This window comes from Rhodococcus sp. 06-418-5, assembly GCF_002258285.1.
Taxonomy (GTDB): Bacteria; Actinomycetota; Actinomycetes; order Mycobacteriales; family Mycobacteriaceae; genus Rhodococcoides.
Genome location: NZ_NOYE01000012.1, coordinates 398,661 through 423,465 on the forward strand (window position 1 = coordinate 398,661; position 24,805 = coordinate 423,465).

The 24,805-nt window shown below is 66.3% G+C and carries 20 protein-coding genes; 12 read left to right on the top strand and 8 right to left on the bottom strand.

From position 1 onward, the window contains the following. Window positions 1–10: 10 nt before the first annotated feature. Window positions 11–739, bottom strand: coding sequence for an amino acid ABC transporter ATP-binding protein (locus CH274_RS07570; protein WP_170944851.1), 729 nt, complete (start codon window positions 737–739; stop codon window positions 11–13). A gap of 282 nt (window positions 740–1,021) precedes the next feature. Between CH274_RS07570 and miaB the strand changes: the two genes are divergently transcribed. Beyond that, window positions 1,022–2,539 (top strand): tRNA (N6-isopentenyl adenosine(37)-C2)-methylthiotransferase MiaB, encoded by a 1,518-nt coding sequence (miaB, locus tag CH274_RS07575; protein ID WP_094657265.1) that lies wholly within the window; start codon window positions 1,022–1,024, stop codon window positions 2,537–2,539. Continuing rightward, window positions 2,536–3,123, top strand: a complete 588-nt coding sequence (locus CH274_RS07580; RefSeq protein ID WP_032398401.1) for an Rv2732c family membrane protein — start codon at window positions 2,536–2,538, stop codon at window positions 3,121–3,123. Before miaB ends, CH274_RS07580 begins: the two co-directional genes overlap by 4 nt. Before the next feature lie 37 nt (window positions 3,124–3,160). Here CH274_RS07580 and CH274_RS07585 read toward each other — a convergent pair whose 3' ends face one another. After that, on the bottom strand, window positions 3,161–4,648 hold the full coding sequence (locus CH274_RS07585) for a DUF349 domain-containing protein (RefSeq protein ID WP_094657058.1): 1,488 nt from the start codon (window positions 4,646–4,648) through the stop codon (window positions 3,161–3,163). Between the two features lie 152 nt (window positions 4,649–4,800). On the opposite strand from CH274_RS07585, the gene CH274_RS07590 reads away from it, so the two are divergent. From CH274_RS07590 to CH274_RS07610, 5 genes are all read left to right on the top strand, one after another. Beyond that, a complete protein-coding gene (locus CH274_RS07590) occupies window positions 4,801–5,523 on the top strand; it encodes a class III extradiol dioxygenase subunit B-like domain-containing protein (RefSeq protein ID WP_179275660.1) in 723 nt (240 codons plus the stop codon). Further along, a complete protein-coding gene (miaA, locus tag CH274_RS07595; protein ID WP_094657059.1) occupies window positions 5,516–6,445 on the top strand; it encodes a tRNA (adenosine(37)-N6)-dimethylallyltransferase MiaA in 930 nt (309 codons plus the stop codon). The genes CH274_RS07590 and miaA overlap by 8 nt, the downstream gene beginning before the upstream one ends. A 24-nt stretch (window positions 6,446–6,469) precedes the next feature. After that, the gene (gene dapF / locus CH274_RS07600) at window positions 6,470–7,339 is read left to right on the top strand and encodes a diaminopimelate epimerase (protein WP_094657060.1); all 870 of its coding nucleotides are present in this window, start codon (window positions 6,470–6,472) and stop codon (window positions 7,337–7,339) included. A 78-nt stretch (window positions 7,340–7,417) separates the two neighbouring features. Then, the gene (gene hflX / locus CH274_RS07605; protein ID WP_200893173.1) at window positions 7,418–8,968 is read left to right on the top strand and encodes a GTPase HflX; all 1,551 of its coding nucleotides are present in this window, start codon (window positions 7,418–7,420) and stop codon (window positions 8,966–8,968) included. A gap of 41 nt (window positions 8,969–9,009) precedes the next feature. Then, complete coding sequence (locus tag CH274_RS07610; protein WP_256993497.1) at window positions 9,010–10,065, top strand: hypothetical protein; 1,056 nt, start codon at window positions 9,010–9,012, stop codon at window positions 10,063–10,065. A 21-nt stretch (window positions 10,066–10,086) separates the two neighbouring features. On the opposite strand, the gene CH274_RS07615 is transcribed toward CH274_RS07610, so the two are convergent. From CH274_RS07615 to CH274_RS07630, 4 genes are read right to left on the bottom strand one after another with little or no spacing between them, the layout of a single operon-like run. After that, a complete protein-coding gene (locus tag CH274_RS07615; protein ID WP_032397893.1) occupies window positions 10,087–10,344 on the bottom strand; it encodes an HPr family phosphocarrier protein in 258 nt (85 codons plus the stop codon). 43 nt (window positions 10,345–10,387) lie between these two features. Further along, window positions 10,388–12,433, bottom strand: a complete 2,046-nt coding sequence (locus tag CH274_RS07620) for a PTS fructose transporter subunit IIABC (protein ID WP_032397894.1) — start codon at window positions 12,431–12,433, stop codon at window positions 10,388–10,390. 9 nt (window positions 12,434–12,442) lie between these two features. Beyond that, on the bottom strand, window positions 12,443–13,453 hold the full coding sequence (locus tag CH274_RS07625) for a 1-phosphofructokinase family hexose kinase (protein ID WP_032397895.1): 1,011 nt from the start codon (window positions 13,451–13,453) through the stop codon (window positions 12,443–12,445). Then, on the bottom strand, window positions 13,450–14,217 hold the full coding sequence (locus CH274_RS07630) for a DeoR/GlpR family DNA-binding transcription regulator (RefSeq protein WP_032397896.1): 768 nt from the start codon (window positions 14,215–14,217) through the stop codon (window positions 13,450–13,452). Before CH274_RS07630 ends, CH274_RS07625 begins: the two co-directional genes overlap by 4 nt. Window positions 14,218–14,387: 170 nt before the next feature. Here CH274_RS07630 and ptsP point away from each other — a divergent pair, with 170 nt between their 5' ends. From ptsP to CH274_RS07645, 3 genes are all read left to right on the top strand, one after another. Next, a complete protein-coding gene (gene ptsP, locus CH274_RS07635; RefSeq protein ID WP_256993498.1) occupies window positions 14,388–16,118 on the top strand; it encodes a phosphoenolpyruvate--protein phosphotransferase in 1,731 nt (576 codons plus the stop codon). 22 nt (window positions 16,119–16,140) lie between these two features. After that, window positions 16,141–17,412: a uracil-xanthine permease family protein gene (locus CH274_RS07640; protein WP_179273206.1), complete on the top strand. Its 1,272-nt coding sequence runs from the start codon at window positions 16,141–16,143 to the stop codon at window positions 17,410–17,412. Between the two features lie 152 nt (window positions 17,413–17,564). After that, a complete protein-coding gene (locus CH274_RS07645; RefSeq protein ID WP_094657061.1) occupies window positions 17,565–18,707 on the top strand; it encodes an acyl-CoA dehydrogenase family protein in 1,143 nt (380 codons plus the stop codon). Between the two features lie 77 nt (window positions 18,708–18,784). Here the strand turns inward: CH274_RS07645 and lexA are convergent, their stop codons facing one another. Next, on the bottom strand, window positions 18,785–19,468 hold the full coding sequence (gene lexA, locus CH274_RS07650; protein WP_094657269.1) for a transcriptional repressor LexA: 684 nt from the start codon (window positions 19,466–19,468) through the stop codon (window positions 18,785–18,787). A 384-nt stretch (window positions 19,469–19,852) separates the two neighbouring features. On the opposite strand from lexA, the gene CH274_RS07655 reads away from it, so the two are divergent. Next, the gene (locus CH274_RS07655) at window positions 19,853–20,263 is read left to right on the top strand and encodes a hypothetical protein (protein ID WP_032397899.1); all 411 of its coding nucleotides are present in this window, start codon (window positions 19,853–19,855) and stop codon (window positions 20,261–20,263) included. A gap of 100 nt (window positions 20,264–20,363) precedes the next feature. Next, on the top strand, window positions 20,364–20,828 hold the full coding sequence (nrdR, locus tag CH274_RS07660; RefSeq protein ID WP_008716872.1) for a transcriptional regulator NrdR: 465 nt from the start codon (window positions 20,364–20,366) through the stop codon (window positions 20,826–20,828). A 12-nt stretch (window positions 20,829–20,840) separates the two neighbouring features. Here the strand turns inward: nrdR and hrpA are convergent, their stop codons facing one another. Then, entirely contained in the window at window positions 20,841–24,737 is a 3,897-nt protein-coding gene (hrpA, locus tag CH274_RS07665; protein WP_094657062.1) for an ATP-dependent RNA helicase HrpA, read from the bottom strand. Between the last annotated feature and the right edge of the window lie 68 nt (window positions 24,738–24,805).

Here is a 24,805-nt window from a genome sequence, read left to right on the forward strand (position 1 = left end):
GTGAAGCGGGTCAGTGACCGAGGATCTTGCCGAGGAAGTCCTTGGCACGCTCGGACTTGGGCGACTTGAAGAAGGTCTCGGGATCGGTGTCCTCGACGACGGCCCCGTCGGCCATGAAGATGACGCGGTCGCCGGCCTTGCGGGCGAAGCCCATCTCGTGGGTGACGACGAGCATCGTCATGCCCTCCTTGGCGAGCGAGGTCATGACGTCGAGTACCTCGTTGACCATCTCGGGGTCGAGGGCCGAGGTCGGCTCGTCGAACAACATCACCTTGGGGTTCATGGCGAGAGATCGCGCGATGGCGACACGCTGCTGCTGACCACCGGAGAGCTGAGCGGGGTACTTGTCGGCCTGGTTGGCGATTCCCACGCGTTCGAGCAGAGCCAAGGCGCTCTTCTCGGCCTCGTCCTTCTTCTGCTTGCGTACCTTCATGGGCGCGAGCATGACGTTCTGCAGGATCGTCTTGTGCGCGAACAGGTTGAACGACTGGAACACCATGCCCACGTCGGCGCGCAGGGCCGCAAGGGCCTTGCCTTCCGCGGGAAGTAGATCTCCGTCGACCTCGATGGCACCGGAATCGATCGGCTCCAAGCGGTTGATCGTCCGGCACAGAGTCGACTTGCCCGAGCCGGAGGGGCCGACGACGATGACGACCTGACCGGCCGGCACTTCCAGGTTGATGTCCTTGAGGACGTGCAGATCACCGAAATGTTTGTCGACGGATTTGAGCGAGATCATCGAGGGCGCGCCCGGCGGGGGTGTCGATGCCGGCGCGTCGGTGGCGTGCGTCATAAGTCGAAACCCTATGCGTAGTTTCCTCGCCGACCGGTGTTTTCGCCCGTCATCTTCGATTATGTAATGGAAACTTTACTGTTGCCCCGCATCGGCCCTGCACAGTCTGTGGTGGAGCCCGCGACCCCGGCGGGCCGGTCGGTGCGATGGACGTACCCTGGAGGGGTGCAAACGAGTGTTTTTCCGACCGTGGACGTGGCCGATCACGGGAGTACCGATCCCGTCCCGGTGACGGACCCGTCGGCGTCCGTTCCCCGCAGCTACGAAGTGCGTACGCACGGATGCCAGATGAACGTCCACGATTCCGAGCGGTTGTCCGGGCTGCTCGAGGAAGCGGGCTACGTTCCGGCCGACGCAGGCACCGACGCAGATCTCGTCGTCTTCAACACCTGCGCGGTGCGCGAGAACGCCGACAACAAGCTGTACGGCAACCTCGGCATGTTGCGGCCCGCGAAGACGCGAAACCCCAACATGCAGATCGCGGTCGGTGGTTGCCTGGCGCAGAAGGATCGCAGCACCGTCGTCGAGAAGGCTCCGTGGGTCGACGTCGTCTTCGGAACCCACAACATCGGGTCGTTGCCGGTGTTGCTCGAGCGCGCCCGGCACAACGAACGGGCACAGGTCGAGATTCTCGAATCCCTCGAGGCCTTCCCGTCGACCCTGCCGGCGAAACGCGAATCGACATACGCGGGCTGGGTCTCGATCTCGGTGGGCTGCAACAACACCTGCACGTTCTGCATCGTCCCGGCCCTGCGCGGCAAGGAGATCGACCGCAGGCCGGGCGACATCCTCGCCGAGGTACAGGCTTTGGTGGATCAGGGTGTACTCGAGGTGACGCTGCTCGGCCAGAACGTCAATGCGTACGGTGCCTCGTTCGCCGATCCGGACATGCCTCGCGACCGCGGCGCGTTCGCGTCGCTGCTGACCGCATGCGGCTCGATCGAGGGTCTCGAGCGAGTGCGGTTCACCTCTCCGCACCCGGCCGAGTTCACCGACGACGTCATCGAGGCGATGGCGTCCACCCCGAACATCTGTCCCACCCTGCACATGCCGCTGCAATCCGGATCGGATCGTATCCTCAAGGCGATGCGCAGGTCCTACCGGCAGAGCAAGTTCCTGGGCATCATCGACAAGGTGCGCGCGGTCATGCCACACGCGGCCATCACCACCGACATCATCGTCGGCTTCCCCGGTGAGACCGATGAGGACTTCGAGCAGACGCTCGACGTGGTTCGGCGGGCGAAGTTCGCCAATGCCTACACCTTCCAGTACTCGAAGCGGCCGGGAACGCCGGCCGCCGATATGCCCGATCAGATCCCCAAAGAGGTTGTGCAAGAACGGTATCTGCGATTGATCGCTCTGCAGGAAGAGATCGTTCTCGCTGCCAACCGAGAGTTGATCGGTACCGAGGTCGAACTACTCGTCGCCACCGGTGAAGGTCGCAAGAACGCCGCGACGCATCGGATGAGCGGGCGAGCCAGGGACGGCCGACTCGTGCATTTCGCAGTCGACGCCGATCGCGTGAGCGAGATCCGCCCGGGCGACGTCGTCACCACCACGCTGACGGCCGCTGCGCCGTACCACCTCATCGCCGACGCCGGCGTGCTCACGCATCGCCGTACGGCAGCAGGAGACGCCCACGAACGCGGTGTGATGCCGAAGACGGCACCGATCGGCGTCGGCCTCGGACTTCCCTCGATCGGCGCACCGGCGCCGCTACCGGTAGAGACAGGATGCACCGCATGACAGACACAGACGGACCCGATCGCGTCGTACCCTCTCGATCCGCCGAGGAACTCGGGCGAACGGAGAGGGCGGTGATGACGGAACTGGACCCGGGAGCGCGGGCCATGGTCGTGGCCGGGCTGGTGCTGGTCCTGTTGGTCACGTTCGCGTTGCCGCACACCGGATCGGCCAGCGGATTCGACGTGCTCACGGGTGGAGAAGCCGCAGTTGCCGAGTCCATCGCGCTGCCGTCACGCGTCTTCGTCGTGCTGGTGCTGACGTTCGGCGTGGTGATGTCGGTGCTCGCGCTCGTCACCCGTATCTGGGCGTTGGCGTGGGCCGCCCTCGCGGGATGTGCGGTGTCGTCGGTGTACGGGATGCTCTCGATCTGGACGCGGCAGACCGTGCCGGACAACCTGCAGGGTGCCGGACCGGGAATCGGACTGATCATCGCGTGGATCGCCGTCATCGCGTTGACGTTCCATTGGCTCAAGGCCGTGTGGAACAAGACGAACGCCCAGCTCGCGGCTCAGGAGCAGCGACGCATCGCCGCCGCGTCGGGCGAACAGAAGCTGCGCCTGTGGGACGGCCACTCGGCCCCGTAGGTCCGATCGGCCGCCCCCGGTCAGGAGTGCCGGTCGATCACAACTCGTCGACGGCGCTCTCTGCTGCGTCGGCCCACTCGCGCCACTGCTGCGCCTGTGCGAGCGCACGCTCGGCATCCTTGGTCTTGCCTGCTGCGGTCGCCTTGGCGGCCTGATCCTCGAACTGAGCCACCCGCTCGCGGAACTGGGCGGCGCGGGCGACGGCCTCGGGATCCGAACGACGCCACTGGGCCTCCACCGCGTCGTGGACGGACTTCTCGATCGCCCTCAGCTTGCCCTCGAGTTCCTGCATCTTCTCGCGCGGAACCTTGCCGATGGCATCCCACTTGTCCTGCAGGTCGCGCAGTGCCGAACGGGCGGCATCGAGGTCCTTGCTCGGATCGATGTGTGTCTTGGCCAGCAGGGCTTCCTTGGCCTCGGCGTTGGCCTCGAACTCGGCGTCCCGCTCGGAGGCCGCGGCGTTGCGGGCAGCGAAGAACACGTCCTGTGCGGCCTTGAAGTTCTTCCACAGCGCGTCGTCGGCATCGCGTGGGGCACGGCCGGATGCCTTCCACTCCACCAGCAGATCGCGGAACGCTGCTGCGGTCGGTCCCCAGTCCGTGGACGACGACAAGGCTCTGGCCCGCTCGACCAGTTCTTCCTTCCGAGTCTTGGCCGCACCGCGCTCACGATCGAGATCGGCGAAATGGGCACCGCGGCGACGGTTGAAGTTCTCCCGTGCCTTGGAGTACCGCTTCCACAGGGCATCGTCGATCTTGCGGTCGACCCCGCGAATCGTCTTCCACTCGTCGAGGATCTCTCGTAGCCGATCGCCCGCATGCTTCCACTGGGTCGATTCGCTACCGATCTGCTCGGCTTCGATGGCGAGGGCTTCCTTGCGCGCGGTGTGCTCGGCGCGTTCGAGCTCCCTTTCGTGTTTGGCCACCGCTGCTGCGGCGTCCGAATGCTCGACGACCGCGTCGAGTCGCCTGGCGAGCAGATCGAGGTCGCCGATCACAGCAGCGGTCGGCAGGCTCTCCAACAACGCGGACGCCGCGGCCTTGGTCTTCTTGGCATCGCCGGTACCGGAGGTCAATCGAGCTTCGAGCAGAGCGACCTCGGTGGCCAGATCGTCGTAGCGCCGACCGAAATGGGCGAGTCCTTCCGCCGCGTCTCCTGCCTGCCAGGACCCGATCTGCCGCTCACCGTCGGCGGTGGTCACCCATGCGGTGCCGTCGTCGTCGACTCTGCCGAACTTGCTGGGGTCGCTCGCAGGCGCGACCGTCGGGATCGCGGTCGGGACGTGGGAGGGGGTCGGGTGGGGCTTGGCACCGGCCGAACCGCCGGGACGAGGAGAGCCGGGACCCGGGCCGCCGGGCCTGGGTCCTCCACCGGGCTTCGGTCCACCGCCGGGCTTGGGTCCACCGCCGGGCTTGGGTCCGCCCTGGTTCGCTGCACCGGGTGCGGTCGCACCGGGGGTCTGGGCGGGTGCATCCGAGGATGCAGCCTCGGGGGTGGTGGGAGTGCCGGCGTTCGGGTCGGTCATTGTTCCTCATCTCTGCCGCGCGTCACGGCTGCCTTCAATCGCGATCTGGACACCATTGAACTAGGTGACGACCGATCGGACCATTGAAACAGCTCAGACGACTCGAGGTGGACTCGTCGGGGCAAGTCGCGCCACCGACTAGCGTGGTACTCGTGTTTCGTGCCGCGGCCCTGGTGCCCTCTCCACCGTTGCTGGTCCCCGAACTGATGGGCGCGGGGGCGGCCCGGACAGGCGATCTGCGGACCGCCGCCGTTGACGCGACCACCCATCTGGCGTCGACGGTCGACCGCTGGATCGCCGTCGGCGTCGACCGCGTGTCGTCCACCTACGGCACGGCCACCGTCGGCACGTTCCGGGGCTTCGGAGTCGACGTGGTGGTGAGCCTGTCCGGCGGCGCAGCGCACTCTGCGGCAGATCCGGACCTGCCGCTGGCGGTTCTGATCGCCGGATGGCTGCGCGGGGTGGCAGCGCCCGACGCTGCGGTCGAGGTCCGCACGATCGCGGCCGATGCGAGCCCCGGGTCGTGCGCCGAGTTCGGCGAGCAGCTGCGCCGAGAGTTCGACGCCTCGGCGGAGACCTGGGGCGTTCTGCTGCTGGCAGACGGGGCGAACACACTGACTCCGAAGGCACCCGGATCGTTCGACGACCGCGCGGAGGGGGTCCAGCGCAGTATCGACGATGCCCTCGCGAGCGCCGACGTCGATGCATTGGCGCATCTGGATCCGGACCTGTGCGCTTCGCTCGGTGTCGGCGGCAGAGCGGCGTGGCAGGTGCTGGCGGCACTCGCTGGAGCCGATGCGACAACGACGGCCGAGCTCTACCGAGGTGCGCCCTTCGGGGTCGGATACTTCGTGGGGACCTGGGCTCGTGGTTGACGGGGCGAGCGATTCGGCCACGACACCGGTCGCGGTCATCGGGCCGACTGCCACAGGAAAGTCCGATCTGGCTCTCGATCTGGCCGAGGAACTCGGCGGCGAAATCGTCAACATCGACGCAATGCAGCAGTACCAGGGGATGGACATCGGGACCGCGAAAGTGCCCGTCGCGCAGCGGCGCGGGATTGCGCACCACCAACTCGATGTGCTCGAGGTCACCGACATCGCTACCGTCGCCCGCTACCAGGAGGCTGCGGTCGCCGACGTCGAGGACATTCGATCGCGGGGTTCGCGGCCGATCATCGTCGGCGGATCGATGATGTACGTGCAGTCGTTGCTCGACGAGTGGGCGTTTCCGGCCACCGACCCCGTCGTTCGAGCGAAATGGGAAGCCGTCCTCGAGCGCGACGGCGTCGAGGAGATCCATCGCGTGTTGACGGCCGCCGATCCCGAGGCTGCCGCGTCGATCCTGCCCACCGACGGCAGGCGCATGGTCCGAGCGCTCGAGGTGGTGGAGCTGACCGGGCAGCCGTTCGCGGCATCGGCCCCGAAGATCGGTGCACCTCGCTGGGGCACGGTGGTGTTGGGAGTCGACCGCGACACGGCCGAACTGGACAAGCGGATCGCTGAGCGCACTCGGCTGATGTTCGAGACGGGGTTGCTCGACGAAGTGGAAGGGCTGCTCGCCCTGGGACTGCGTGAGGGCGTCACCGCGTCGCGGGCCATCGGGTACGCGCAGGCTCTCGACGTGCTGGCGGGGGACTACGACGTCGAGCACGCACGCGAACGGACGTTCATCGGAACCCGACGCTACGTACGACGCCAGCGATCCTGGTTTCGTCGCGACGAACGCGTCCGGTGGCTCGACGGCACCTCGCCGACGCTGACCTCGGACGCGCTGTCCGCGATCGACCCCTCCTAGCCGTACGCCCGTAGACTCGCGACCATGGAATTCGCCAAAGGCCACGGAACTCAGAACGACTTCGTCGTGCTGCCGGATCCGGCAGCCGAGCTCGAACTCACCAGGTCGGCGGTGTCGGTGTTGTGCGATCGACGCCAGGGCCTCGGTGCCGACGGGATTCTGCGCGTCGCCCGGGCCGGTGTGCTCCGAGATGCAGGCGTACTCGACCGAATGCCGCCGGGTGTCGAGCCCGAGGACTGGTTCATGGACTACCGCAACGGTGACGGCACCATCGCCGAGATGTGCGGCAACGGTGTGCGGGTGTTCGCGCACTTCCTGCGGGTGCACGACCTCGAACAACGTGACCAGTTCGTGGTGGGTTCGCGGGCAGGCGCACGCGCTGTGACCGTTCACTCGTTCGACGACACCGACGCCGATGTCACCGTGGCCATGGGGGACGTCACGCTGATGGGCTCGAGCTCGGCGACCCTCGCGGGCGGGACGTACGAGGGCATCGGAATCGACGTCGGCAATCCTCACCTGGCCTGTGTCGACGGTGCGTTGACACGCGCATCTCTCGGCGCGCTCGACTTGTCCCAACCGCCGACACTGGATTCCGAGTTCTTTCCCCACGGTGCGAACGTCGAGATCCTGACCAGGCTCGACGACGGTGCCGTCCAGATGCGTGTGTTCGAGCGTGGTGTCGGGGAGACGCGATCCTGTGGCACCGGAACCGTGGCAGCGGCCGCAGCGGCGCTGTCCTACGAGGGCCTCGAGACCGGGGAGGTGAGCGTCGGTGTGCTCGGCGGTCGGGTGCGTGTGAACATCGATCACGTCGGTGCCACTCTGCGCGGACCGTCGGTGTTGCTGGCCCGGGGCGAGATCGACGACCGGTGGCTGAAGGCCCAGTCCTGACGATCGCGCAGGCCTCGGCACCCACGTGACCGAAACCCGCGTGCATACGCTGGGCTTTTCGTGGATCATGGAGCTCGTATGACGAACTCACATGAAACATCCCCTGCAGGCGAGCCGGTCGACGACGGTCGCGACGACATCGACGGCGCTCCCGAAACCGAATCCGCCTGGACCCGCGAAGAGTCCGACGCGTGGTCGAGACGACTGGCTCGGTCTCCGCTCGGCGACGAGAATTCCCCGTCCTCCGGCGACATGCAGCTCGAAGACCGCACCGCGCTGCGTCGAGTGGCCGGCCTGTCCACCGAGCTCACCGACGTCACCGAGGTCGAGTACCGGCAGCTGCGGCTCGAACGCGTCGTGCTGGTCGGAGTCTGGACCACCGGCACGGCCGCGCAGGCCGAGTCCAGCATGACCGAACTGGCTGCATTGGCCGAGACCGCCGGCTCGGAGGTGCTCGAAGCGCTGATGCAGCGACGTGACAAGCCCGATGCCGCGACGTACATCGGTTCCGGTAAGGCCAAGGAGGTGCGCGACATCGTCCTCGCGACCGGCGCCGACACGGTCATCTGCGACGGTGAACTGACCCCTGCTCAGCTCAATGCGCTGGAGAAGGTCGTCAAGGTCAAGGTCATCGACCGCACCGCGCTGATCCTCGACATCTTCGCCCAGCACGCGACCTCACGAGAAGGCAAGGCGCAGGTCGCGTTCGCGCAGATGGAATACATGTTGCCCAGGCTTCGCGGCTGGGGCGAATCCATGTCGCGGCAGGCCGGTGGACGGGCAGGCAGCAACGGTGGTGTGGGTCTGCGCGGACCGGGTGAGACGAAGATCGAGACCGACCGTCGACGCATCCGTGAGCGCATGGCCAAGCTGCGCCGTGAGATCAAGGGCATGAAGCAGGCCCGCGACACCAAACGCGAACAGCGCCTGAGCGGTACGGTGCCGTCGATCGCTATCGTGGGCTACACCAACGCAGGCAAGTCGAGTCTGCTCAATGCGCTGACCGGATCCGGTGTGTTGGTTCAGAACGCTCTGTTCGCCACCCTCGATCCCACCACGCGCAAGTCGACGCTCGAGGACGGTCGCGAGATCGTGCTGACCGATACGGTCGGCTTCGTCCGGCATCTTCCGACTCAGTTGGTCGAGGCGTTCCGCTCGACGCTCGAGGAGGTTACCGATGCAGATCTGCTGCTGCACGTGGTCGACGGTTCGGATCCTCTTCCGATCGATCAGATCAAGGCCGTGCGTGAGGTGATCACCGAGGTGGTTCGCGAGCAGGACGCGAAGATGCCGCCGGAGTTGTTGGTGGTCAACAAGATCGACGCTGCCGATCCGGTTCAACTGACTCAGCTGCGCGGGCTGCTCGACGGCGCTCGATTCGTCTCGGCCAAGACCGGCGAGGGAATCGACGCTCTGCGAGATCATCTGGCCGAGATCCTGTCCGAGCCGGACGTGTTGGTCGATGTTCTCGTGCCCTACACCCGTGGTGATCTGGTGGCGCGAATCCACACCGACGGCCGGATCGTGAAGACGGCCCACGAGGAAGAGGGCACGCGTGTGGAAGCTCGTGTGCCGCAATCGCTTGCGGCGGCGCTCGTCGAATTCACGGCGATCGTGCCCAGCGTCTGACCTCGGTGGTGGGACCACGGCTGGTGGCCCGCGGTGCTGTCGTGGCTGTCGTGGCCTCGGCCGCCGCATTCGGGGGAGTCGCCTCGGGTGCACCGATCGAGACCGAAACCTATTGTGGTCCAACCGATCCTGGACTCGCGGAGTTGTCGGGGCTGACCTCGATCGACGGCGTCCTCTACGCGATCGGAGACAGCGGAGCCGACGATCGGGTCGCGGTGCTCGGTGCCGATTGCGCGGTCACGCGATGGATCGACGTGCCCGTCGACCCGTACGACGTCGAGGACCTGGCGTCGTACGACGGCTCGCTGTGGTTGGCGGACATCGGCGACAATCGGATGCGCCGCGAGACAGCGGCATTGACGCGAATGGACCCGGCCTCGGGCGCGGGAGAACTGTACCGACTGACCTACCCCGACGGCGCGCACGACGCCGAGACGATACTGATCGAGCCCGGTGGTAGGCCGGTGATCGTGACCAAGGCTCTCTCGGGCGTGAGCGGGGTGTACGTACCTGCCGGCGACGAATCCGTCGCCGATCTGACCAGCCCTGGCCCGACGCCGATGCGCAAGGTCGGAGAACTGGCGTTCACGGCAACCGACACGGTCGGTGGGCCGCCGTTCGTGGTCGGATCGATACTGGCGACCGGGGGAGCGGTGAGCGCCGACGGTGCCGTGGCCGCAGTGCGCACCTACACCGACGCCTACCTGTTCCGCGTGCCGGACGGGGACATCGCGTCGGCGTTGGTCGATCCGACAGCGCCTCGCGCCGTGGTGGCCTTGCCCGACCAGCCGCAGGGCGAGGCATCGGTCTTCACCGACGACGGTTCCTTGCTCATCGCATCCGAGGCCGGATTCGGATCCGCGGAGGCCACGCTTCCGCCGATCCTGCGGGTCTCCGACGCGGTCGATCTCGAGATGTCTGCCCCCGAACCTGTTGCTGCGGAGCCGGTATCGCCGACCGTCGTTCCCGAGCAGTCGGCACAGACGCCGACAGCGACGGACTCGGAATGGACATTCCGAGCGGCCGTCGCTGCCGGTGTGGTGCTGATCGCCGGAGCGGTGGGATTCACCGTCCGGCGATCGATGCGTGCTCGCTAGGCGCTTGGCCAAACAGCCTGGTCAGGCATCCAAGTCCGCTTCGACGAGGGCGACCACCTTGTCGTGTGCTGCCTGGTCGTCGCTGCTGACGGTGACCTCGGTGCCCTTGGTGGCACCGAGCGTCATGATCATCAGGGCCGAACCTGCGTCCACGGGCTCGGAGTCGGCCACTGCGAGGGTGACGTCCACGCCGGCTTCGGCGACGGCGTCGGCGATCAGTGCTGCGGGTCGAGCGTGCAGACCGATCGAGGATCCGACGGCGACTGTGGTGCTGGGCATGTGGTGCTCCTTCGTAGTGGGGTTGTTGCGATCGTAGCGAGTGTCAGACGGTGGCGAGTGCCGGATCGAGCTCGGCCTCGGTCGGGGCGTTCTTGCCCTTGACGAACTGCTTGGCCGAGACGACCAGGAACGCCGAGACGATGGTGCCAACGGCCAGAGACACGATGAACCACAGGATGTTTCCGATGGCGAAGAACACGAAGATTCCGCCGTGGGGAGCGCTGAGGGTGACGTCGAAGGCCATGATCATGGCACCGGTGACTGCGCCGCCGGCCATCATCGAAGGGATGACGCGGAACGGGTCGGCCGCGGCGAACGGAATGGCACCCTCGGAGATGAATGCTGCTCCGAGGAACCAGGCAGCCTTGCCGTTCTCACGCTCGGCTTCGGTGAACAGACGCGAGCGAACGGTCGAGGCCAGTGCCATGGCCAGCGGCGGCACCATACCTGCGGCCATGACTGCTGCCATGATGCGCAGTGATGCGGTGTCGGTGACCGACAGGCCTGCGGTTGCGAATGCGTAGGCAGCCTTGTTGACCGGTCCGCCGAGGTCGAAGCACATCATCAGGCCGAGAATGATGCCGAGGATGATGACCGAGGAGCCGCTGAGACCGTTGAGCCAGTCGGTCAGTCCGCTGGTGATCGCGGCGAGCGGCTTGCCGAGCAGCAGGAACATGATCGCGCCGACGATGAGGGTGGCGAACAGCGGGATGATGACGACGGGCATCAGGCCACGCAGTACCGCGGGGATCTTCCATTTGCTGATCCACAGTGCGACGAAGCCGGCGATGAGACCACCGACGAGGCCGCCGATGAAGCCTGCGCCGACGAGAACGGCCACGGCACCGGCAGTGAAGCCTGGCGCGAGTCCCGGCCTGTCGGCGATGGCGTAGGAGATGTAGCCGGCCAGTGCGGGCACCAGGAAGCTGAAGGACAGTGCGCCGATCTGGAAGAGCACGGCACCGAGGTAGGCGGCGATTCCGCCTTCGGGGAGGGAGGTGATGGAGTTGTTGACGACGATGTCCTCGGCAACTCCGGAGATCTCGTATCCGCCGAGCAGGAAGCCGAGGGCGATCAGCAGACCGCCGGCGGCGACGAACGGAATCATGTAGCTGACGCCGGTCAAGAGAATCTGGCGGATGCGGGTGCCCCAGCCGAGTTCGCCTGCGGATTCGGTGGAGCCTGCGGCCACTGCGGTACCGCCGACGCGGGCTGCGTCCGGGTTCAGTGCAGCGCGAAGGGCTTCGGTGAGCATGACGTCGGGCTCGTTGATGGCGCGCTTGACGCCCGAGGAGATGACGGGCTTACCGGCGAACCTCTCCCTACCCTTGACGCCCACATCGGTGGCGAAGATGACTGCTTCGGCTCCGGCGATGATCGAGGGGTCCAGCGGCGTGCTGCCGCTCGAGCCCTGGGTCTCGACGTGAACGGTGACTCCGGCACGCTCGCCCGCTGCGACGAGTGAATCGGCAGCCATGTAGGTGTGCGCAATTCCGGTGGGGCAGGCGGTGACTGCGACGATGTGCTTCGGGGCAGTGGTCTCGGCCGGGGTGGCGGCCGCGCTGTGCTTGGCAGTCGACACTGGAGCTGCGGCCGGGGCCGTCACGGCCGGCTTGGCGGCGGGGTTGATGACCCCGTCGACGAGGGTGACGATCTCGGCGGCCGAGGACGCGTTGCGCAGGGAGGTGACGAATTCCGGCTTCACCAGTGCGCGCGCCAGGCTCGAGAGCAGCTTCATGTGGGCCGAACCGGCACCGGCAGGAGCGGCGATGAGGAACACCAGGTCCGCGGGGCCGTCGGGGGCACCGAAGTCGACCTTCGGGTTCAGACGGGCGAATCCGAGAGAGGCCGAGGTGACCGCTTCGGAGCGGCAGTGCGGGATGGCGATGCCGCCGGGCAGGCCGGTTGCCGACTGCGCCTCGCGGGCCAGAGCGGCGTCGCGCAGGGCATCGGTTTCGGTTGCGCGACCCGCGGAAGCCAGAACGCCTGCGAGGCGTTCGATGACGGCTTCCTTGGACTCGCCGAGATCGGCGTCGAGGAGGATCAGATCCTCGGCGATGATCTGCTGATCTTCGGTGGGGGTGGACATTGCAGGCTCCTAGAGACGGTTCGAAGAAGGGGAGAGCGTGGACGGAGTGACGGAGGTGGGGATGTCGAGCGCACGGACCGTCACCGAATTCGGGTGGGTCTGCTCGGGCAGGGGAAGCGTGGTGCCTGGAAGCGCGGTCGCTGCCGTTCCGTAGGCGACGGCGCGGCGGAGTTTGTCTGCGTCGGAACAGTTCTCGGCGTCGGCGAGGATGTAGCCGGCGAGCGAGGAATCGCCTGCGCCGACCGTGCTGACCGCGGTGATCGGGGGCGGGCTGGCGTACCAGGAACCGTCCTCGGTGACCAGTACGGCTCCGGCACTGCCGAGAGTGGCAAGTACCGCGCCGACGCCTCGGCCGAGAAGGATCGTGCTGGCTGCGATGGCAGCCGTCGGATCACCCTGCGCCGCTGCGCTTTCCAGCTCTTCGGAATCGTACCCGGTGAGTTGGGCGAGTTCCTCGGAATTGGGTTTGATCAGATCGGGTGCCGACTCCGGGAAGGCAGCGGCGAGAGCGAGCAGCGGCTCGTCGGAGGTGTCCACCGCTACCTTCGCCGACGTGGCACGCAGGGCAGTGACGAGCTCGGCATACCAGTCGACGGGGAGGCCCGGCGGGAGCGAACCGGAGAGAACCACCCATTCGGCATCGACTGCGAGAGCCAGGATCCGCTCCCGCAGCTCCGCACGGGTCCGCTCCGACACCGTGGCACCGGGCTCGTTGATCTTGGTGGTGGTGCCACCGACTTCGCTCACCGTGATGTTGGTCCGCGCCGGACCCGACGTCGGAACCGCGGAATACCGCACTCCCTTCGCGGCCATCGCGTCGAGCAGGGGGTCTCCGACGTTGGCCGGGAGAACTGCCAACGCCCCGACTCCCGATCCGCCGAGAACGCGAGCGACGTTGACGCCCTTGCCTCCTGGGTCGATGGCCGACGTCGATGCCCGGTGGACGCCGCCACGGACGAGCGGCGTGTCGAGTGTGACCGTCCGGTCCATGCTCGGGTTGGCCGTGAGTGTGACCATCATGCGATCACCACCTCGATTCCTTTGTCGCTGAGATTCTTTCGGTCATTTATCGAGATGTCGCTATCGGTGACGATGACATCGATGGAGCCCACTCGGGCGAAGCTGACCAGATGCTCGCGGCCGATCTTCGACGAATCCGCCAGCACCACGACATGATTGGCTGCCTCGACCATGGCACGCTTGACGGCTGCCTCGTCACTGTCGGGAGTGGACAGTCCGTGCCCGACGCTGATGGCATTGGTGCCGATGAACGCGACGTCCACCCGGAGCCATTCGAGGGCGCTCAGCGCTTCGTCGCCGACTGCCGCTTGGGTGGTCCCGCGTACCCGCCCGCCGAGTAGTCGAAGGTTGACATTCGACATCGTCGCGGCGCGCGCGGCGATCGGGACCGAGTTGGTCACCAACGTCAGTTCGCGATCGTGAGGAAGCAAGCCGGCGAGTCGACCGGTTGTGGTGCCGGCATCGAACACGGCGCTGCCTCCGACGGGAGGGAGGAAGGACAGGGCGGCGGCCGCGATCGCGTCCTTCTGATCGGCCCGGGTGAACTCTCGTTCCGAGACGCCCGGTTCGAGTGTGGTCAGGGCCGATGCGGGCACTGCGCCACCGTGGACGCGGCGCACGACACCCATTCGATCGAGGGTGGCGAGGTCGCGGCGCACGGTTTCCGTTGTGACGCCGTAGGTGGCGGAGAGATCGTTGACGGAGACGCGGCCCTGGGTGCTGATGAGTTCGGCTATCGAGTGCTGTCGTTCTTCTGCGTACACCTGCGTCTCCTTCCTCGTTGATGTTGCTTTATGTTGTTTTACGCCCGTGTGTGTTGACATGTCAAGGGTTTGGAGTAATCTCGGTCACAACACAAGCGACTGATGGCCCCCACCACAGCTCGCCGGACAGTACGAAGACCTTTGTTCACGCAGGATCCGAGGAGGACCACATGACGGGATCGGTTAGCACCGCGTCGACCGGACACAGCGACACGACAGTCGATGCAGCCGGAACCGGAGCAGCGCAGACCACGCTGCACGGCACGCCTGTCGTGCCCGGCGTGGGATACGGCCGCGTGATCCGCCCCGGTGCCCGTCCCGCCATCCCTGCCGATACCGGCGAGGTGGCCGAGGCGGATCGAGATGCCGAGAAGGACGTCTTCGACGCCGCAGCGAACGCCGTCGCCGCTCGACTGCGCGGTCGCGCGGAGCTGGCGACCGGAGCTGCCTCGGAAGTCCTGTCGGCCAACGCCGCGATGGCAACGGACCGCGGCTGGCTGGGAGCCGCGCGCTCCTCGATCGCCAAGGGCAGTTCGGCCGTAACCGCGACAGCGGCGGCGACGGACAAGTTTGCCGCGATGTTCACCCAGCTCGGCGGCTTGATGGCAGAGCGCGTGACCGACCTGCGCGACATCCGTGATCGCGTCATCGCCGAGATCCTCGGCGTTCCGGAGCCCGGTGTTCCGGTGCCGGACGAACCGTCCGTGCTGTTCGCCGACGACCTGGCACCCGCCGACACCGCCGGCCTCGACCCCGCGCTGATCGTGGGTCTGGCCACCTCGCTGGGCGGTCCGACCAGCCACACCGCGATCATCGCGCGTCAGTTGGGCATTCCGTGCATCGTCGCCGTGGCAGGCCTCGACGACATCGCCGCGGGTACGAACGCATCGGTGGACGGCACCAGCGGCCGGATCGAACTCGAGCCCGATGCCGAGTCGGCCCGCGCCGCCGTCGTCTCCGCCCGCGACGAGCTCGACCGAGTGTCCCAGTGGGTCGGTCCCGGTACCACCGCCGACGGCCACGCGGTCGACATTCTCGCCAACGTCCAGGACGGTGCCGGTGCTCGCGCGGCGCGATCCAGTGCAGCGGACGGCGTCGGACTGTTCCGTACCGAACTGTGCTTCCTCGACCGCGACTCCGAACCCACCGTCGACGAGCAGGCCGAGATCTACGCCCAGGTACTCGACGCGTTCGCGGGCAAGAAGGTCGTCGTGCGGACTCTCGACGCAGGCTCGGACAAGCCGCTTCGGTTCGCCACGCATCCCGACGAGGCAAACCCGGCCCTCGGCATTCGCGGAATCCGCATCGCCGAGGCCGACCGCGGGATTCTGTACCGCCAGCTCGACGGCATCGCGGCAGCCGCGAAGGCGACCGACTCCTCCCCGTGGGTGATGGCTCCGATGATCGCAACCGCGTTGGAGGCGAAGGATTTCGCCGCCGACGTCCGTGAACGAGGACTCACCCCCGGCGTCATGATCGAGGTACCCGCAGCCGCGCTGCTCGCCGAGCACATCCTCGAGCACGTCGATTTCCTGTCCATCGGCACCAACGACCTGGCGCAGTACACGATGGCCGCCGACCGCATGTCCGCTCAGCTCGCCGGCCTGACCGATCCGTGGCAGCCGGCGGTACTGGCACTGGTCGCCCACACCGCTGCCGCGGGAGCCAAGGCAGGCAAGCCGGTCGGTGTCTGCGGCGAGGCCGCTGCCGATCCGCTCCTGGCCTGTGTGTTGGTCGGCCTCGGCATCACCTCTCTGTCCGCTGCATCGGCTGCCGTCGCGCACGTGGGTTCGAAGTTGGCGACGGTCACGCTCGATCAGTGCAAGGAAGCGGCCGCCGCAGCCCTGAAAACGGACAGCACCGCCGCCGCCCGCGAGGCAGTGAGCGCGATCCTCGGCTGATCCAATAGTGTTGCCTTCCATCATGAGAACTCTGGGTTGGACGCTGCACGGAAACGGAAAGACCGTCGAGGCCGGGGCGGTGGTCTCACCCGACGAACGATTGACGTGGCCACGCACCATCGGTATCGGAATGCAGCACGTCGTCGCGATGTTCGGTGCGACACTGCTGGTTCCGACGATCACCGGATTTCCGGTATCGACGACGCTGCTGTTCTCGGGCATAGGAACGGCACTGTTCCTCGTCATCACTCGAGGGCGCGTTCCCAGCTACCTGGGTTCGTCCTTCGCTTTCCTGGCCCCGCTCGGTGCCACCCAAGCGAACGGACCCGCCGCCCAACTCGGAGCGGTCCTGTGTGTCGGCCTCGTACTGGCCGCCGTCGGCTTCGTAGTGAAGTTCGCGGGCCAACGGGTACTCGACGCGGCCATGCCGCCCGTCGTGACCGGTGCCGTCGTCGTGCTCATCGGGCTGAACCTGGCACCGGCCGCCACCACGTCGTTCGAGGCACAGCCGCTGATCGCAGCCGTCACCCTGATCGCGATTCTGCTGGCGACGGCGCTCGGACCCGGCTTGATCGGACGACTCGGAATTCTGCTCGGTGTCGTCGTGGGTTGGGTGTTCGCCGCCGTCACCGGGGGCATCGCGCAACCGCGTCTCGACGCACTGAGCGCGGCGAGCTGGATCGGTCTGCCCGAGTTTCGCGGTCCGTCCTTCGAGCTGTCGGTGATCCTCGTGGCGCTGCCGGTGGTGATCGTCCTCGTCGCCGAGAACGTGGGACACGTCAAAGCCGTCGCCGCGATGACCGGCAAGAACCTCGACGACGTGGCCGGTGACGCATTGATCGCCGACGGGCTGGCGACCACACTCGCCGGAGCCGGCGGCGGTTCGGGAACCACCACCTACGCGGAGAACATCGGTGTCATGGCCGCCACCCGCGTGTACTCGACCGCGGCGTACTGGGTCGCATCGATCACGGCGATGGTGCTCGCGTTCTCGCCCAAGTTCGGTGCGCTGATCTTCACCGTCCCCGACGGAGTCATCGGCGGCGCAACTCTGGTGCTGTACGGCCTGATCGGGCTTCTCGGCGTACGCATCTGGACCGACGCGAAGGTCGACTTCACCGACCCGGTCAATCTCATCGTCGTTGCTGCGGCGCTGGTCGCCGGAATCGGTGACCTGACACTGTCCGTCGGATCGGTCGAACTCGGCGGTATCGCCTGGGGTTCGGTGGGCATCCTGCTGGGGTACCCGATCGTCTCGGCGCTCGCCAGAGGTGCAGGCACCCGAGGTCGTTAGCGGGGTCGGTCACGGATCGCGCGCGTTTTGGTCATCGACCGCCCCGACGCCGCGGACGTAGTGTTTCCCTGTGACGTCAGTCGTACCGGCGATCGAGATTCGTAGAGATTTCGCGTGGTCGCTGCCGGTATGCACCGAACAAGGAGACATTCGTGGAACGCACACTTTTCGAGCCCGAGCACGAGCTGTTCCGGGAGTCGTACCGGAAATTTCTCGATCAGCACGTAGCGCCGAACCACGCGAAGTGGGAAGAGCAGAACATCGTCGATCGCGACGTCTGGGTCGAGGCCGGTAAGCAGGGCTTCCTCGGAACGGCAGCGCCCGAGGAATTCGGCGGCGGCGGAGTCAAGGACTTCCGCTACAACGCCATCGTCACCGAGGAAACGACCCGCGGCGGATACAGCGGTATCGGTTTCACCCTGCACAACGACGTCGTCGCGCCGTACCTGATCGATCTTGCGAACGACGAGCAGAAGGCGCGCTGGCTTCCCGGATTCTGCTCCGGCGAACTGATCACCGCGATCGCGATGACCGAGCCGGGAACCGGAAGCGACCTGCAGGGAATCAAGACCAAGGCCGTACGTGACGGTGACGACTGGGTGCTCAACGGCTCGAAGACGTTCATCACCAACGGAATCAACGCCGACCTGATCATCGTCGTGGCCTGCACCGACCCCGAGAAGGGCGCGCAGGGCTTCAGCCTGCTGGTCGTCGAACGCGACATGCCCGGATTCGAGCGAGGCCGCAACCTCGACAAGATCGGCATGAAGGCCCAGGACACCGCCGAACTCAGCTTCACCGACGTTCGCGTGCCCGCCGCCAACCTGCTGGGCGAGGAAGGCATGGGCTTCATCTACCTCATGCAGAATCTGCCGCAGGAGCGACTCTCGATCGCTGTCGTCGCCGCCGCGGCAATGGAATCGGCACTGGACATGACGATCCAGTACTGCCGCGACCGCAAGGCCTTCGGAAAGTCGATCGGCAAGTTCCAGAACACGCGCTTCGTGTTGGCGGAACTGGCCACCGAAACCACCGCCACCCGCATCATGGTGGACAAGTTCATCGAACTGCTCAACGCAGACAAGTTGACTGTGCAAGAAGCCGCCATGGCGAAGTGGTGGACCACCGAGAATCAGGTCAAACTGATCGACCGGTGCCTGCAGCTGCACGGCGGCTACGGCTACATGAAGGAATACCCGATCGCCAAGGCGTACATGGATTCCCGTGTACAGACCATCTACGGCGGCACCACCGAGATCATGAAGGAGATCATCGGCCGCGGATTGAATCTGTGATCCGCTGATCCGAGACACGCGAAGGGCCGCAGCACTCCTGTGCTGCGGCCCTTCGCGTGTCACCTCGGTGACGATCCCTACAGCTTGCGCATCACGGTGACGACCTTGCCGAGGATCGCGGCGTTGTTGCCCGGGATCGGCTCGAACAGCGGGTTGTGCGGCAGCAGCCACACCTCGCCCTTGGACCGCTTGAACGTCTTGACGGTGGCCTCGCCGTCGATCATCGCAGCGACGATGTCGCCGTTGTCGGCCACGGACTGCTGACGAACCACCACCCAGTCACCGTCGCAGATGGCCGCATCGATCATCGATTCACCGACCACCTTGAGCAGGAACAGCGAACCCTGACCCACCAGCTCGCGGGGGAGCGGGAAGACGTCCTCGACGGCTTCCTCGGCCAGAATCGGACCGCCTGCAGCGATCCGGCCCAGTACCGGCACGAACGTCGGGGTAGGCAACCGATCCTGCTCCTCGGACGCCTGCGATCCGTCGACCGCGGCGGCTGCCTGATCGGCCTGCACCTCGTCGAGACCGCGGACGTCGACCGCGCGGGGCCGGTTGGCGTCGCGCCGGAGGAAACCCTTGCGTTCGAGCGTACGGAGCTGGTGAGCGACGGAGGAGGTCGATGTCAGGCCGACCGCGTCACCGATCTCTCGAATGCTCGGTGGGTAACCGCGCTCGGTCAACGAAGCTCGAATGACCTCGAGTACCTTCCGTTGCCGCTCGGTCAGACCCGCGCTGATGTCGGTGCCGACTTCCATGGCCTTGGATGTCGGTTCCGCGGCAGGCTTACCCGCTGCGGCCTTCGGTGCGGTGGCCCTGGCTCCGGTCGCCTTGGAACCGGTGGTCGTGGAAAGCGTGGTCGACCTCGTCGAGGTCTCGTCCTTCATGCTGTCGGCCTCCTGCTGGTGTCCTGGATCCGGTCTGCGTGGTAGGTCTGCGCGGACTGGAGTTGATGGTGTCGACTCGTGTGGCGTGTGGTTTCTGACACGAATCTAGCGTGTATCAGCTGTTGAATCAAACATCTGTTCGACTCGTGTCGCGTTTTCTGCAGACTTTGTCGGAGGCTCGTGATAGAACTTCGAACAAGCGTCCATCGAACGCCTGATCGAACAATCGATCCAACGAGCGAAGTCGAGGTTCCGATGACCATCATCACCGATCGCCCCACCGCCGCCGGTGTCCGCGCCCGATCCACTGCCGTCGAGCGCCGCCGCCGGGCGCGTCCCGTTCTGCAGAGTCCCATCGGAACGCACGGTGTCACGGGACCCCGCACACAGAGTTCACCGTGCCTCCCGGTCCTCGATCCGTCGTGGACCGATGTCACCGATCGCGAGCAGGCCGATCGCGAGTTCGACGCGACCTCGGCGCACTTCGCCGGCCAGCCGGTTCGGATGCGGTCGATCGTGCTGACGGTGTTGGCGGTCCTGGTGGTGGCGGGCGGGCTGATCGGCATTGCGAACCTGCGGGCCGTCGCCCCCGATGCCGGCGCGCAACCGGCGGGTGTGGTCGAGGTGCACGACGGAGCTGTCGTCGAGTACACGCCCGGCAGATGACCACCGGCACCGTCGGGTTCGAGGAGACTGAGTATCCTCGACAGACTGCCCCGATGTGCGTGCTCGTCGTCGGAGCATCGGCTACGACGGAGGATCCCTCATGCATTGCCCGTTCTGCAGGCATCCCGACTCACGCGTGGTCGACTCGCGTGAGATGGACGAGGGGCAAGCAATCCGGCGTCGTCGCTCCTGCCCGGAGTGCGGTCGCCGATTCACGACGGTCGAGGCCGCAGTGCTGGCCGTCGTGAAACGCAGTGGTGTCACCGAGCCGTTCAGCCGAGAGAAGGTCGTCAAGGGAGTCCGTCGCGCCTGCCAGGGCAGAGATGTCGACAACGACGCGCTGAACCTACTGGCACAACAGGTCGAGGACGCCATCCGTGCAGCGGGATCCGCGGAGATCCCCAGCAACGAAGTGGGCTTGGCTATTCTCGGTCCACTCCGTGACCTGGACGAAGTGGCCTACCTTCGCTTCGCTTCCGTCTACCGCTCGTTCAGCTCGGCAGAAGACTTCGAGAAGGAAATCCACGAACTGCGCAAGCACCGCGAGTCCGCAGACATCGACTGACAGGCCCGGCCATCAGCGACGCTGGTCCGAGATCGCCTTCTCGATGCGCTTCTCCGACACCGGGTACGCCGTGCGAATGCCCTGCGCGAACAGTCCGACGCGCAACTCCTCGATCATCCAGAACAGTTCCTGTACCCCGGAGCTGTTCTTTCTGCTCTCCGGCAGCGAATCCAACAGTCGCCCGTACGAGGCGTACACCCGATCGAGCACGTCCATCGCAGCCGCGTCCCGGCCTGCACTGCTCGGCAGCGTCGCCAACCGCTTGGTCGCCGCGGCGAGGTAGCGCGGCAGGTCTGCGAGTCTGCGAGAGCCGAATTCGGTGACGAACCCTCGAAAGATCAAGCCGTCGAACTGTTCCCGAACATCGTCCGCCGGCTCGCCCGAGGAGGACTGAAGTTGCGCGGACAGCGCCAGGGCGGCGGTCAACACCGGGCGAACCAACGCCAGGACCGCAGCGGTGCGCTGCGGAACCTCGGCGTTGACGAGTGCCCTCAGTTTCTCGAAGGCATCCGGATCCCGGACCGGTCCTCCGTGCGCATCCATGGCCTCTTCGACCGCAAGTACTCGGCACTCCTCGAGGAGTGCGTCGACTCCACCGTACGGATTCTGGCCCAGTGCAAGACGTTCCGCGGTCGGTAGGCCGGCCAGCAATGCCTTGGTGCCCTTCGGAGCCGTCGACAGAAGCAGAGTTCTGGTTCCCGAGCGCATTGCCGCCCGCGCCTCGGCGGGGGTGCTGAGGACCCGCACCGCAACGCCGGGTCCTTCCGGAACCAGCGCCGGATAGCCGGTGACCTTCTGTCCACCGACCTGCCGAGTCACCGTCGGCTCCAACCGACCCAGCGTGCCGGAGGTCCAGGCTAGAGAGGGTGCGCGCTCCGCGTCGCCGACCGCGCTCGCCACCTGACGGCCGACCTCACCCGACAGGCTCGTTCGAAGAGCAGTCAGATCCTTGTTGCTGCCCAGCACCTTTCCGGACGGGTCGACGGCCGCGAACGTCATCTTCAGATGCTCGGGCAGCGCGGCGGGGTCGAAGTCCTTCGCCGTGATGTCGCACCGGGCAGCCCGGGACAACTCACGGGCCAGCGCCGTCACCAGAGTTTCCGCGCGCGGCTTCATGGCCGCCAACGCCGCGGCCGCGAAGTCGGGAGCCGGAACCACGTTGCGCCGCAGTGCCTTCGGCAGCGTCTTGATCAATGCGGTGACCAGCTCGCCGCGCATTCCCGGGACCAGCCAGTCGAAGCCCACCGGTTGTACCTGAGCGAGCAGCGCGATCGGAATGCGCGCGGTGACTCCGTCGGCCGCGGTGCCCGGCTCGAACTGATACGTCAGTGGGAACTGGATCTCGCCCTGTCGCCATGCGTCGGGATACGCGCCGGTCAGAACCGAGGCCGCGTCGGAGTTGACGACGGTGTCGGTGGTGAAGTCGAGTAGGTGCGGGTCCTGTCTGCGTGCCTTCTTCCACCAGGTGTCGAAGTGTCGCGCCGACACCGCCTCCGGGGCGATACGTGCGTCGTAGAAGTCGAAGAGAGCGTCGTCGTCGACCACGATGTCTCGTCGCCGAGCGCGATGTTCGAGTTCACCCACGTCGTCGAGCAGCGCCCGGTTCTTGTGGAAGAACGCGTGCTGGGTCTTCCATTCACCCTCCACCAGCGCATGTCTGATGAACAGCTCTCGAGACGCCTCGGCGTCGATGCGGTGATAGTTCACCGGACGTTGCGTCACCAACGGAATGCCGTAGAGCGTCACCCGTTCGTAGGCCATCGCCGATTCCCGTTTGATGGACCAGTGCGGCTCCGAGTACGTCCGCTTGACCAGGTGCGGCGCCAACCGCTCGGCCCACTCGGGCTCGATGCGCGCAGCCATCCGGCCCCACAGGCGTCCGGTCTCGACCAATTCGGCGGCCATGACCCAGCGCGGGGGTTTCTTGAACAGACCCGACCCGGGGAAGATCGCGAAGTGAGCCCCACGCGCGCCGAGGAACTCACGCTTGTCACCCTCCCGGAGCCCGATGTGCGAGAGCAGTCCGGACAGCAGCGACTGATGCAGCGCGGTCTCGGTGGAGTCGGCGTCGGGAACCGTCCACCCGAGTCCACGGGTGATCTGACGTAGCTGACCGTGCAGATCCTGCCACTCGCGAATACGTAGGTAGTGCAGGAACTCGGTGCGGCACATACGGCGGAACTGGTTGGAGGACAACTCGTTCCGCTGTTCGCGCAAATAGGTCCACAGCTTCACGTACGCGAGGAAGTCGGAGTTCTCCACCGCGAAACGCGCATGCTTCTCGTCCGCCGCCTGCTGATGCTCTGCCGGCCGCTCCCGAACGTCCTGGATCGACAGCGCGGCAACGACCACCAACGCATCGCGGAGAGACCCGTTGCCGTTGGCCTCGACCAGCATTCGCGCCATCCGTGGATCGACCGGAAGCGCCGAGAGTTCCCGGCCGATGGGGGTGAGCTCCGCGGTGCCGTCCTTGGTGGCAGGCTTCAGTGCCCCGAGCTCTTCGAGCAGTCCGATTCCGTCTCGGATGCTCCGCGGATCGGGTGGTTCGACGAACGGAAACGCGTCGATCTTGCCCAGCCCGAGTGCGGTCATCTGAAGGATCACCGACGCCAGGTTGGTACGCAGAATCTCCGGCTCGGTGAACTGCGGACGTGACTCGAAATCTTCTTCCGAGTACAGCCGGATGCAGATACCGTCGGCGACGCGGCCGCAGCGGCCGGCCCGCTGCCGAGCCGATGCCTGGGAGATCGGCTCGATGGGAAGGCGTTGAACCTTGGTACGCAACGAGTATCGCGAGATGCGGGCGGTACCCGGGTCGACCACGTAGCGGATTCCGGGGACCGTCAGCGATGTTTCCGCAACGTTCGTCGAGAGCACCACGCGCCTGCCCGAGTGCGGGGAGAACACTCGATGTTGTTCGGCCGCAGAGAGTCTCGCATAGAGTGGAACGATCTCGGTGTTGCGCAGATTTCGGTCGTTCAAGGCGTCGGCGGTGTCGCGAATCTCGCGCTCACCGGACAGGAACACCAGAATGTCACCGTCGCCCTCGGCCATCAACTCGTCGACGGCCTGGCACGTCGCGTCGACGGGGTCGAGATCGATCGTGGTGTCCCCGGCGTCGACGGTCAGTGGCCGGTAGCGCATCTCGACCGGGAACGTGCGGCCGGAGACCTCGATGATCGGCGCGGGCACGCCGTCGCGCGCGAAGTGCCGAGCGAAACGCTCGGGATCGATCGTCGCCGAGGTGATGACGATCTTCAGGTCGGGTCGGCGGGGGAGGAGCTGCGCGAGGTAGCCCAGGATGAAATCGATGTTGAGGCTGCGCTCGTGGGCCTCGTCGATGATCAGGGTGTCGTACTGGCGGAGCAGCCGGTCTCGCTGGATCTCCGCCAGCAGGATGCCGTCGGTCATCAGCTTGACGAGGGTCGCATCCGAGGACTGATCGGTGAATCTCACCTTGTAGCCGATGGATTCACCCAGTGGTTCACCCACCTCCTCGGCGATACGTTCGGCGACGGTGCGAGCGGCGAGTCGACGGGGCTGTGTGTGACCGATCGAGCCCCGGATCCCGCGCCCCAGTTCGAGGCAGATCTTGGGGATCTGAGTGGTCTTGCCGGAGCCGGTCTCGCCGGCGACGATCACCACCTGGTGCTCGGCGATGGCCGCGGCGATGTCGTCCTTGCGAAGACTGACCGGAAGTGACTCGGGAAATTCGAGCTTGGGCACCGCAGCCCGGCGGTTGGCGACCACGGTCTCGGCGCGGGTGATGTCGCGGTCGAGTGCGGCGAACGCGTCGTCGGTACGCGCCTTGTCCAATCGCCGCCGCAGCCCGTTCTCGTCGCGGATGGTGACCTGGGCCAGACGTGTGGCGAGAGCGCGACGCTGAACGGACGGGTTCGAGGTAGACATACTTCACCCAGGATATCGGTTTCGGCAGTGCCACCGAATGCAGGTCGTGACTGTGCCAGGATCGCCAC

Excerpts from the sequence above, each read along its gene's own strand:
- CH274_RS07570 (WP_170944851.1), bottom strand. The coding sequence starts at position 739 with ATGATCTCGCTCAAATCCGTCGACAAACATTTCGGTGATCTGCACGTC.
- CH274_RS07580 (WP_032398401.1), top strand. The coding sequence starts at position 2,536 with ATGACAGACACAGACGGACCCGATCGCGTCGTACCCTCTCGATCCGCC.
- CH274_RS07585 (WP_094657058.1), bottom strand. The coding sequence starts at position 4,648 with ATGACCGACCCGAACGCCGGCACTCCCACCACCCCCGAGGCTGCATCC.
- dapF (WP_094657060.1), top strand. The coding sequence starts at position 6,470 with ATGGAATTCGCCAAAGGCCACGGAACTCAGAACGACTTCGTCGTGCTG.
- hflX (WP_200893173.1), top strand. The coding sequence starts at position 7,418 with ATGACGAACTCACATGAAACATCCCCTGCAGGCGAGCCGGTCGACGAC.
- CH274_RS07615 (WP_032397893.1), bottom strand. The coding sequence starts at position 10,344 with ATGCCCAGCACCACAGTCGCCGTCGGATCCTCGATCGGTCTGCACGCT.
- CH274_RS07620 (WP_032397894.1), bottom strand. The coding sequence starts at position 12,433 with ATGTCCACCCCCACCGAAGATCAGCAGATCATCGCCGAGGATCTGATC.
- CH274_RS07625 (WP_032397895.1), bottom strand. The coding sequence starts at position 13,453 with ATGATGGTCACACTCACGGCCAACCCGAGCATGGACCGGACGGTCACA.
- ptsP (WP_256993498.1), top strand. The coding sequence starts at position 14,388 with ATGACGGGATCGGTTAGCACCGCGTCGACCGGACACAGCGACACGACA.
- CH274_RS07640 (WP_179273206.1), top strand. The coding sequence starts at position 16,141 with ATGAGAACTCTGGGTTGGACGCTGCACGGAAACGGAAAGACCGTCGAG.
- lexA (WP_094657269.1), bottom strand. The coding sequence starts at position 19,468 with ATGGAAGTCGGCACCGACATCAGCGCGGGTCTGACCGAGCGGCAACGG.
- CH274_RS07655 (WP_032397899.1), top strand. The coding sequence starts at position 19,853 with ATGACCATCATCACCGATCGCCCCACCGCCGCCGGTGTCCGCGCCCGA.
- nrdR (WP_008716872.1), top strand. The coding sequence starts at position 20,364 with ATGCATTGCCCGTTCTGCAGGCATCCCGACTCACGCGTGGTCGACTCG.
- hrpA (WP_094657062.1), bottom strand. The coding sequence starts at position 24,737 with ATGTCTACCTCGAACCCGTCCGTTCAGCGTCGCGCTCTCGCCACACGT.